Source organism: Methylomonas sp. HW2-6 (genome assembly GCF_052474525.1).
Map to the genome: position 1 here is coordinate 2,805,360 of NZ_CP184124.1, position 10,825 is coordinate 2,816,184.

At 54.7% G+C, this 10,825-nt stretch carries 11 protein-coding genes; 9 read left to right on the forward strand and 2 right to left on the reverse strand.

What is annotated here, in order from left to right; genetic code table 11:
- Positions 1-2: 2 nt before the first annotated feature.
- The 9 genes from pheA (at position 3) to ACH518_RS13850 (ending at position 9,012) form a co-directional block, all read left to right on the forward strand.
- A complete protein-coding gene (gene pheA, locus ACH518_RS13810; protein ID WP_445370502.1) occupies positions 3-1,088 on the forward strand; it encodes a prephenate dehydratase in 1,086 nt (361 codons plus the stop codon).
- 12 nt (positions 1,089-1,100) lie between these two features.
- Positions 1,101-2,204 (forward strand): histidinol-phosphate transaminase, encoded by a 1,104-nt coding sequence (gene hisC, locus ACH518_RS13815; protein ID WP_445370503.1) that lies wholly within the window; start codon positions 1,101-1,103, stop codon positions 2,202-2,204.
- Entirely contained in the window at positions 2,197-3,078 is an 882-nt protein-coding gene (locus tag ACH518_RS13820) for a prephenate dehydrogenase (protein WP_445370504.1), read from the forward strand. Before hisC ends, ACH518_RS13820 begins: the two co-directional genes overlap by 8 nt.
- 5 nt (positions 3,079-3,083) lie before the next feature.
- Positions 3,084-4,403, forward strand: coding sequence for a 3-phosphoshikimate 1-carboxyvinyltransferase (gene aroA, locus ACH518_RS13825; protein WP_445370505.1), 1,320 nt, complete (start codon positions 3,084-3,086; stop codon positions 4,401-4,403).
- 3 nt (positions 4,404-4,406) lie between these two features.
- Positions 4,407-5,063, forward strand: coding sequence for a (d)CMP kinase (gene cmk, locus ACH518_RS13830; RefSeq protein WP_445370506.1), 657 nt, complete (start codon positions 4,407-4,409; stop codon positions 5,061-5,063).
- A 97-nt stretch (positions 5,064-5,160) separates the two neighbouring features.
- A complete protein-coding gene (rpsA, locus tag ACH518_RS13835) occupies positions 5,161-6,822 on the forward strand; it encodes a 30S ribosomal protein S1 (protein ID WP_140910485.1) in 1,662 nt (553 codons plus the stop codon).
- A 67-nt stretch (positions 6,823-6,889) separates the two neighbouring features.
- Positions 6,890-7,195, forward strand: a complete 306-nt coding sequence (locus tag ACH518_RS13840) for an integration host factor subunit beta (protein ID WP_054759678.1) — start codon at positions 6,890-6,892, stop codon at positions 7,193-7,195.
- 125 nt (positions 7,196-7,320) lie between these two features.
- Entirely contained in the window at positions 7,321-8,280 is a 960-nt protein-coding gene (locus ACH518_RS13845) for an acetylxylan esterase (RefSeq protein ID WP_445370507.1), read from the forward strand.
- A gap of 3 nt (positions 8,281-8,283) precedes the next feature.
- On the forward strand, positions 8,284-9,012 hold the full coding sequence (locus ACH518_RS13850) for an esterase family protein (RefSeq protein WP_445370508.1): 729 nt from the start codon (positions 8,284-8,286) through the stop codon (positions 9,010-9,012).
- 111 nt (positions 9,013-9,123) lie between these two features.
- Here ACH518_RS13850 and ACH518_RS13855 read toward each other — a convergent pair whose 3' ends face one another.
- Together ACH518_RS13855 and purE are read right to left on the reverse strand one after the other, a co-directional pair.
- On the reverse strand, positions 9,124-10,218 hold the full coding sequence (locus tag ACH518_RS13855) for a 5-(carboxyamino)imidazole ribonucleotide synthase (protein ID WP_445370509.1): 1,095 nt from the start codon (positions 10,216-10,218) through the stop codon (positions 9,124-9,126).
- Positions 10,215-10,712 carry a 5-(carboxyamino)imidazole ribonucleotide mutase gene (gene purE / locus ACH518_RS13860; protein ID WP_140910481.1) on the reverse strand — a complete coding sequence of 166 codons (498 nt, stop codon included), beginning with the start codon at positions 10,710-10,712 and terminating at the stop codon, positions 10,215-10,217. The genes ACH518_RS13855 and purE overlap by 4 nt, the downstream gene beginning before the upstream one ends.
- Positions 10,713-10,825: the final 113 nt, after the last annotated feature.

Genomic DNA, 10,825 nt, shown 5'->3' on the forward strand with positions numbered 1-10,825 from the left:
TTATGACACCGATCATTCCGTTGTCCGAACTGCGCGATCGTATCGACGCGATAGACCAACAGATTCTGGAACTGGTGAACCGGCGCGCGGAATGCGCGCTTGAAGTGGCCCGCACCAAACAGGCCGAAGGCGAGACCGGCAGTTTTTATCGCCCGGATCGGGAGGCGCAGGTATTACGGCGGATCAAGGAACTCAACCCGGGACCGTTAGGTGACGATGCCGCCGCACATTTGTTTCGGGAGCTGATGTCGGCCTGTCTGGCGCTGGAAAAACCGCTGGAAGTGGCGTTTCTCGGCCCTGCCGGTACCTTTTCTCAGCAAGCCACCTTCAAACATTTTGGTCATGCGGTCAAAGACATTCCGGTACCGACCATTCATGAAATCTTTCAGGCGGTCGAGACCGGCCATTGCCAGTTCGGCGTGGTACCGGTGGAAAATTCCACTGAAGGTGTGATTGCGCACACGTTGGACCGCTTCATGGACAGTCCGCTGCAGATTTGCGGCGAAGTCGAGATTCGGGTGCACCAGAACCTGCTCGGCAAGATGGATAGCTTGGTCGGCATTAGCGAAGTGTTCTCACACCAGCAATCGTTGGCCCAGTGTCGGCAATGGCTGACTGCGAATCTACCCGGCGTACCCTGTACTGCGGTGAGCAGCAACGCCGAGGCCGCCCGTCTGGCTTCGCTGGACCATAGCAAGGCTGCAATCGCCGGTTTGACCGCTGCGGAGTTGTACGAGTTGAACGTCATCGAAAAGCATATCGAGGACGAAGCCAACAACACCACCCGTTTTATCGTCATCGGCCGTTTGCAACCGGTTTCGACCGGCCTGGACAAGACGTCCATTCTGGTGTCCACAGGCAACCAGCCCGGTGCATTGCACCGTATTCTGCAGCCGTTCGCACAATATGGGATCAGTATGACCCACATCGAGTCGCGGCCTTCGCGGCAAGGTTTGTGGGAGTACGTATTCTTTATCGACATCGAAGGTCATCGCGAAGACGAAGAAGTGGCCAAAGCGCTAGAAACATTGGAAAACAACGTCAAGATGCTGAAAGTACTGGGTTCCTATCCTAAAGCCGTCATTTAATCCGTTTGCTTCATGAATCAATTTTTACAACTTGCCCTGGAAGGCGTTCAGCAATTGATGCCTTACGTGCCGGGTAAACCGGCCGAAGAATTGCAGCGCGAGCTGGGTTTGAGCGAAGTCATCAAACTGGCGTCCAACGAAAATCCGCTCGGCACCGGCCGCAAGGTCGCCGAAGCGATTCAAAATACCTTGCCGGAAATCGCCCGTTATCCTGACGGTAGCGGTTACGCTTTGAAAACAGCGATCTCTGCCCGCTGGGGTGTGGATTTAGCACAGATTACGCTGGGTAATGGTTCCAGCGAGATTCTGGAACTGGTCATGCGCACCTTCGTCGCGCCGGAGCATGAAGTGGTGTTCGCTCAACATGCCTTCGCTTTGTACCCGATTCTGACTCAAGCGGTCGGGGCCAAGGCCGTGGTTGTGCCAGCCAAGGATTATGGTCACGATCTGGACGCAATGCGCGCGGCAGTGACAGCTAAAACCCGGGTGGTATTTATCGCCAATCCGAACAATCCGACCGGAACTTTGCTGGCTTCGCAAGCGGTGGAAGATTTTATCGCTTCGTTGCCCAAATCCGTGCTGTGCGTGCTGGACGAAGCCTATTACGAGTTCGTCGAGCCGGCCGTGCGCACCGAGTCGATGCAATGGCCGATCAAATATCCGAATCTGGTGATTGCCCGCACTTTTTCCAAAGCTTACGGTTTGGCCGGCTTGCGCATCGGCTTCGGTGTGTCTTCGCCGGAAGTGGCGGATTTGCTGAATCGGGTACGGCAACCGTTCAACGGCAATATATTGGCCTTGGCTGCGGCGGAAGCGGCGATGACCGACGCTGAATACTTGGCCGAGACCGTGGCGGTCAACAACGCCGGTATGGCCCAATTGACGGCGGCGTTCAAATCATTGGCTTTGCCTTGGATCCCTTCGTCCGGCAATTTCGTGTCGGTGGATATGAAACAACCGGCGTTGCCGCTATACCAAGCCTTGCTGCAAAAAGGCGTCATCGTCAGGCCAGTGGCCAATTACGAAATGCCCAATCACTTGCGGGTCAGTATCGGCACCGCACGGGAAAACCAAATTTTCATCGATGCATTAGCGCAGGTGCTGCAAGGTGTTTGAGCGCCTGTGCATCATCGGCATTGGCCTGATCGGCGGCTCTATCGCCAAGGCCGCTCGTGCCGAAGGTTTGTGCCAGCAGGTGGTCGCTTTGGGGCGGGAAAAAAATCTGCCCAATATGCAACGCGCTCTGGAATTGGGCGTGGTCGATGCGTTTTTCACCGATACCGCGCAGGCGATGGCCGGCACCGATTGCGTAATCATTTGTACGCCGGTCGGCAGCATGCAGGCCATCTTCGAACAGCTGAAACCGCATTGGAACTCACAAACGCTGTATAGCGACGCCGGCAGTACCAAAGGCAGTGTGATCGAGGCGGCGCGGGCAGTGTTCGGTGACGTGCCGAGCAATTTCGTACCCGCGCATCCGATTGCCGGCGCCGAGCGTAGCGGCGTTGAGGCGGCAAAGGTCGATTTATACAAGAATCGCCGCGTGATTCTGACACCTTTGTCTTCAACCGACACCGGAGCCGTCGATAAACTCGGTGAGTTCTGGCGGCGCATCGGTTCCAGCGTATCGGTGATGACGGTCGAGCATCACGACACGGTGTTGGCGGCCACCAGCCATCTGCCGCATATTCTGGCCTTTGCCTTGGTCGGCATGCTGGGGCGCAAGGACGAGCAGCGCGAGATTTTCAAATACGCCGCCGGCGGCTTCAAGGATTTTAGTCGCATCGCCTCCAGCGATCCGACCATGTGGCAGGATATTTGTCTGGCCAACAAACAGGAAATCATTCCGCTGATTCAACAATTTCAAGCCGAGCTTGGCCAAATCGAACGTCTGTTGCAAAACGATGAGGCATCATCATTGTTTGACACTTTTAGTTACGCCAAGCAAGCCCGGCAACGTTTTCTCGAAACTTTTGACGATCCCACTTAACCATTATGTCTTCATCCACTAACGTCATTTTCCAAGTCCAACCCGGCGGCAGCCTGAACGGCGAAATTCGCGTACCCGGCGATAAATCCATGTCCCACCGCTCGATCATGCTCGGCTCTTTGGCCGAGGGTGTCACCCATGTCACCGGTTTTTTGAATGCCGAAGACGCCATTTCCACGTTGGAAGCGTTTCGGGCGATGGGCGTTAAGATCGAAGGTCCGGTCAACGGCGAGGTGACGATCCACGGCGTCGGCAAGCATGGCTTGAAAGCGCCGGACAAGCCGCTGTATCTGGGAAATTCCGGCACCTCGATGCGCCTGTTGTCAGGCTTACTGGCCGGCCAAGCGTTCGACACCGTATTGACCGGCGACAAGTCGCTGGAGTCGCGGCCGATGAAACGCGTCACCGTGCCGCTGGCACAAATGGGCGCCGAAATCGAAACCCAACCCAACGGTACTGCGCCGCTGCATATCAAAGGCAAGGCCGGCAAATTGCAAGGCATGCATTACGACATGCCGATCGCCAGTGCTCAGGTCAAATCCTGTTTGTTGCTGGCCGGCATGTACGCCGAAGGTGAGACTAGCGTCACCGAACCGGCGCCGACCCGCGACCATACCGAGCGCATGCTGGCCGGTTTCGGCTACCCGGTCACCCGTGACGGCGCCACCGCGAAGATCAGCAGCGAAGGCAAGTTGACCGCAACCAATATCGACGTACCGAGCGACATTTCTTCGGCGGCATTTTTTCTGGTCGGCGCCAGCATTGCGCCGAATTCCGATGTGACTTTGAAGCACGTCGGCATCAACCCGACCCGAACTGGGGTGATCGACATTCTGCGCCTGATGGGTGCCAACATCGAAGTCTTGAACGAGCGCGAGGTCGGCGGCGAGCCGGTGGCGGATTTGCGGGTGCGTTCAGCGCCACTGAAAGGCATCAATATTCCCGAGCATCTGGTGCCGCTGGCAATCGACGAGTTTCCGGTATTGTTCGTCGCCGCGTCCTGCGCCGAGGGTCAAACCGTGTTGACTGGCGCCGAGGAATTGCGGGTCAAGGAATCCGACCGCATCCAAGTCATGGCGGACGGCTTGCAAATTTTGGGCATAGACGCGCAACCGACCAAAGACGGCATGGTCATCAATGGCGGCCAATTGGGCAGTGGCGAAGTCGATTCACACGGCGACCACCGTATCGCGATGTCGTTCTCGATTGCCGGCCTGCGCGCCAACGGCCCGATCACGATTAACGATTGCGCCAACGTCAATACCTCGTTTAAAGAGTTTCCGGCGTTAGCGACGCAATTGGGATTGAATTTAGGCACGATGTAAGTTATGTCAGTTCCGGTCTTAACGATTGATGGCCCCAGCGGGGCTGGTAAAGGCACGGTTAGCCGAGCTGTGGCAAGGCTTCTGGGTTGGAATTATCTGGATAGCGGCTCTATATACCGCTCGCTGGCGATCGCCTGCTTGCAGGCCGAACTGGATTTAACTGATATCGATGCGGTTTGCGATATTGCGGAAAGCATGACGCTGAGTTTTGATTGTGGCGACAATTTACGGGTGCTTTTAAATGGTCAAGACATAACCGATTTGCTAGGCACTGAAACTACCGGCAATGCGGCGTCTATCATTGCCGCCTATCCGCCTGTACGGGCATTGTTGCTGCAAAAACAAAAGGATTTTCAACAGCTTCCAGGTCTAGTCGCGGACGGGCGCGACATGGGTAGCGTGGTGTTTCCGGATGCCCAGTTTAAAGTTTACTTGACCGCCAGTGCCGAAGAAAGGGCGTTGCGCAGATATAAACAGTTGATTGAAAAGGGAATTGATGCTAACCTTCCGCAAATCACTCGGGAGATAGAGGAGCGCGATCGTCGCGATACTCAGCGGGCTTCGGCGCCGCTCACAGTGCCGGAAGGTGCGCATTTTATCGATTCATCCAGCTTGTCTATTCAACAGGTGATTGATCAGGTAGTAAATCTAGTCGAATGAGACTTTTGGCAGTTATCGGCATTAGCCGGTAGCTTTTATTAATTTTTTGATAATTGTTAAAACTTGCTGGTGTTGTGGCAAGTTTGGGAAAGTAAAGATGGGCGAAAGCTTTGCAGAGTTGTTTGAAGAGAGTTATGCCAAGACCGAAATGCGTCCTGGCGCGATGTTGATTGGTACCGTTGTCGACATCGAAAACGAATTTGTCATCGTCAGTACACAGGCGAAATCAGAAGGTGTCATTCCGAAATGGCAATTCCTGAATGCCGACGGCGACTTGGAAGTCAATATCGGTGACGAGATCGAAGTTGCTCTCGATCTGTTTGAAGACGGCCTGGGCGCCACGCTTCTTTCCCGTGACAAAGCCAAGAAAAGCAAGGCGTGGGCTGAATTGGAAAAAGCCTTCGAAACTCAAGAAACTGTTATCGGCCGTATCAACGGCAAAGTTCGCGGCGGTTTCACCGTGGCGGTTGGCGCATTGCGTGCCTTCTTGCCTGGCTCTCTGGTTGACGTGCGTCCGATTCGCGACACCGCATTCCTGGAAAACCGCGATCTGGAATTCAAAGTCATCAAAATCGACCAAAAACGTAACAACGTCGTGTTGTCGCGTCGTGCTGTCGTCGAAAGCGAATACAGCGCAGAGCGCGAAGAATTGGTTAAAACGCTGCAAGACGGCGCGATTGTTACCGGTATCGTCAAAAACCTCACCGATTACGGTGCCTTTATCGACCTGGGCGGCGTCGACGGCTTGTTGCACATTACCGATATGGCATGGCGTCGCGTTCGCCATCCGTCCGAGTGCGTAGAGATCGGCCAGGAAGTTAAAGTCAAGGTCCTGAAATTCGACAAAGACAAAACCCGCGTATCCTTGGGTATGAAGCAAATGGATGAAGATCCATGGCAAAACATTGCTCGTCGTTACCCAGCCGGCACTCGCGTGTTCGGTAAGGTCAACAATCTGACCGACTACGGTTGCTTCGTCGAAATCGAAGAAGGCGTCGAAGGTTTGGTGCACGTTTCCGAAATGGATTGGACCAACAAAAACGTCAACCCGTCCAAAGTGGTTCAGTTGGGCGACGAAGTTGAAGTCATGGTTCTGGAAATCGACGAAGAACGCCGCCGTATTTCTTTGGGCATGAAACAATGCAAATCCAATCCTTGGGATGAATTTGCAGCGACTCATAACAAAGGCGACAAAATCTCCGGCAAAATTAAATCGATCACTGATTTCGGTATCTTCATCGGCCTGGAAGGCGGCATCGACGGTTTGGTGCACATGTCCGATATTTCCTGGAACGAGAACGACGAAGAAGCGATTCGCAACTACAAGAAAGGCGACGAAGTTGAAACTGTTATCTTGGCAGTCGATTCCGAGCGCGAGCGTATCTCTCTCGGCATCAAACAACTGGAACAAGACCCTTTCCAAAACTACATCGCTTTGCATGAGAAAGGTAGCTTAGTCAAAGGCATCATCAAAGAAGTCGATGCCAAAGGCGCCGTCGTCACTCTGGCCGACAACGTCGAAGGTTATTTGAGAGCTTCCGAAATTCAGCGCGACCGCGTCGAAGACGCCAGCAAGTTGCTGAAAGCCGGCGACGAAATCGAAGCCAAATTCGTCGGTGTCGATAAAAAGACCAAGTCTATTTCGTTGTCTATTAAAGCGAAGGATGCCGAAGAAGAATCCAACGCCATTAAAGATTATTCCCAGCAAAATGCAGGTACTGCAACGTTGGGCGATATCTTTAAACAAATGGACAAGTAATAAAACCATCTCCGAGGGTGGCATGGGCGCACTCATGCCACCCTTTTTTGATTATTCAGGGCTGGATGTGACGAAATCAGAATTGATAGAGATGCTGGCGCGTAAGCAGCCGCACCTCGCGCTTAAAGATGTGGAATTGGCGGTCAGATGTGTAGTCGATCACTTGAGCGATACATTGGCCAGTGGCGAACGAATCGAAATCAGAGGCTTTGGCAGTTTTTCATTACACCACCGTTCCGCCCGTCTGGGCCGGAATCCGAAAACCGGGGATTCGGTGTCGTTGACAGAAAAGCATGTGCCGCACTTCAAGCCTGGAAAGGAGTTGCGGGATATGGTCGACGCTTCCAGGGAAAAATACAAAATCGTTGATTAAGCCTTAATCGGAACGGGGTGCTTGGCTTCGTTCCCTCATTTCACGCTTCTAACGTGACGGCAGCAGCCATCACCATTCACCTCATCCCGTTTGTGGATCGCCAATCCAAATTACAGTAATCGTCAGTGAGTTTATTTCATCACAACTACAGTTACGATCCGGGATATGGTCTTAACCTTAGCGATTTACTGACAGTCCCCGCGCCGGAGCAGCCGCTCGATTTTTGCAATTTCTGGCAGGAAAAATACCAACGAACCGTCGATATCGCAGCGGATTATTCGCTTGAATACCAGTCTACTCGTGCCGGTTACCGGGTCTACGATTTGCATTACCTTTCTACCGACGATTTCAAGATCGGCGGCTGGTTGCTGGAGCCCGAGAATCAAGCCATAACCCAAGCCATCGTCGTCGGCCACGGTTACGGCGGCAGGGATCAACCGGATTATCATCTGCAAATCGCCGGCGCCGCGTTGTTGTTTCCTTGCATGCGCGGTATTTCGCGCAGTCGCAACGGACATTTGCCGGAACAGCCTAACCAACACGTGTTGCATGCGATAGACGATCGGAATCGGTACGTGATTGGCGGTTGCGTCGAGGATATCTGGCTGGCAGTGACGGTTCTGGTGGCTATATATCCGCAATGTGCAGAGCGTATCGGCTATATGGGAATCAGCTTCGGCGGCGGCCTCGGTGCGTTGGCTGCGCCGTGGGACCGCAGGATCAAACGGTTGCATTTGAATGTACCGACGTTCGGCAACCAGCCTTTGCGTTTGAGTTTGCCCAGCAGCGGCAGTGCCGCTGCGCTGAAGGCGCACAGCCAATACCATCCTCATATTTTTGACACATTAGCCTATTACGATGCCGCGGTTGCCGCGCGCCATGCCAATCAGCCATTACATGCAGCAGTTGCGTTGTTCGATCCGGTTGTGGCTCCGCCCGGACAATTTGCAATTTACAACGCCTGGTCTGGCGAGAAACGTTTGTTCGTGCTGGAGGCCGGGCATTTCGAATATCCCCGTCAACACGAACAGGATCGGCAATTGGTTGCCGAATTGCAGCAATTTTTCGGAGTATCGCCGGCATAGGTTATGAACCGCGAATACCACCACTGGTACAGCCCGCGATTGGGTAGAGACATGGAGTTTTTGGTATTCGGCCACGCCGGCGCCAAAGTCCTGGTTTTCCCGACGCGCGACGGCCGCTTCTTCGAATACGAAAACCTGGGTATCGTCGAACGGCTGCGTAACAAAATAGAGGCTGGCTACATACAGCTTTATTGCGTCGATAGTATCGACCACGAGACCTTTTACTGTTTTTGGCGTAAACCGCAAGACCGCATTCAGCGGCACATAGACTTCGAAGACTATGTGTTGAACGAGATCATGCCGTTCATGGCACTGAAAAATCCGCACCCTTGTGTGATTGCGCACGGTTGTAGCTTGGGGGCTTTTCATGCCGCCAACATTGCATTTCGCCATCCGCACTTGTTCAGGAAATTAGTGGCATTTTCCGGCCGATTTGATTTGACGCTGGAAGTCGAATGTTTCAAAAACCTGTTCGACGGCTATTACGACGAAAATATTTATTTCCACACGCCGAGCCATTTTTTGCCTAATCTGGCCTGCGAGGCGCAATTGTCGGCTATCCGGCGGATGGAAATTACCTTGGTGATCGGTAAACAGGATCCGTTCTTGGCCAATAACCACGCATTGAGCCGGGTGTTGGCCGAAAAAAGCGTGCCGCACGCGTTATACGAATGGGAAGGGCGGGCACACCAAGGCCATTATTGGCGGCGCATGGCGCCGCTGTATCTGTGAGCTCCGGGCGAGTCTGGTTCCGACACTTCGGCTCAAATCGCATGGTCTCCATCGAATCGGTTGCCAAAAACAATTACTTCGGCTGACAGCCGACCGGCGGCAGGCAACTGCTCAGGAATCGTCGGTGGCAGCGGCCAGATCGGCCAACTGTTGCAAGCCGGCGCGGTAAGCGGCTTCCGAGTCGGTGCGTATGGTAGCGTGCGCCACTTTGCGACCTTTGCGCGGCGCTTTGTCGTACAAATGCAGGTGGGCGTTGGCGATGCCCAGCACTTGGCCGTCGTCGGCGAGGCCGCCGATGAAATTGACCATGGCGGCGTAACCGCGCGGTGCGGTCGAACCCAACGGCAGGTTTAAAATCGCACGTAAATGGTTTTCGAATTGGCTGGTTTCGCTGCCTTCGATGGTCCAATGACCGGAATTGTGCACCCTGGGTGCGAATTCGTTGGCCAGCAATGCACCGCCGGCATCGAACAATTCCAGCGCAACGACGCCGACATAATCGAGTTTTTCCAACAGGCGCCTGACGTAGTCTTCGGCCAGCGATTGCGCCGGATCTTTGTCGCGGCATTCGGCGATGCGCAAAATTCCGCCGCGGTGTCGGTTTTCCGAGAGCGGGTAATAAGCGATTTCGCCGGACGGACTGCGGGCGGCAATGATTGAGACTTCGCGTTGGAAATCGACGAAGCCTTCGACAATAGCAGCCGCACCCTGCATGCTGTCCCAGGCAGGAGCCAGATCGGCTTCCGACCGCAATACGGCCTGGCCTTTGCCGTCATAGCCCATGCGCCGGCTTTTCAAAATGGCCGGATAGCCGATATCCGCCATCGCCGCTTGCAAGTCGGTTAGGCTATCGATCGCGGCAAACGGCGCGGTGCCGATACCCAATTCGCGGAAGAAGTTTTTTTCCAGCAAACGGTCTTGCGCCACGGCCAAGGCGCCGGCCGGCGGATAGACTAGCGTGTGGCTGGACAAGAATTCGGCAACGTGGGCCGGCACGTTCTCGAATTCGTAGGTCACCACATCGGCTTTTTCGGCCAATTCGGCCAATAGAGCAGGGTCGTCGTAAGCGCCGAGCAAATGCTCGCTCAAGCCGCCGGCTCCGGCGTTGGCATCGGGATCGAGGACGATGAACTTCAGGCCCAGCGGATAGCCGGCCAGCGCAATCATCCTGGCGAGTTGGCCGCCACCCAGAATGCCAACCTTCATCCGGCCACCTGACGCGGGTCGGGAGTCGCGATGACGCTGTCGGTTTGTTGTTGGCGGTAGGCATCCAACGCGGCCCGGTATTGCGGGTGCTTGTTGCTGATAATGGCAGCGGCCAGCAGTGCGGCATTGATGGCGCCGGCCTTGCCGATGGCCAGGGTGCCGACCGGAATCCCTGCCGGCATTTGCACGATGGACAATAGTGAATCCATGCCGTTTAAAGCTTTGGATTGGACCGGCACTCCCAACACCGGCAATGCGGTTTTAGCCGCAGTCATACCCGGTAAATGCGCGGCGCCGCCGGCGCCGGCAATAATGACTTCCAGACCTTTGCTCTCGGCGGTTTCGGCGTAGCGAAACAGTTTGTCGGGGGTCCGGTGCGCCGATACCACTTCCACTTCGTGGGGAATGTCCAGATGCTCCAAGGTCTGCGCAGCATGCTGCATGGTTTCCCAGTCGGATGTGGAACCCATGATGATGCCTATCAATGCGGTCATGCAAAATCTCCGGTGTTTGCCATAAATCGTATCCGGGCGATTATCGCATAATTAGCGCGATTTTCTCGGTCGCCAAGTTGGGAAGCGGGCCGCGGTTAGTGTTAAGATAGCGC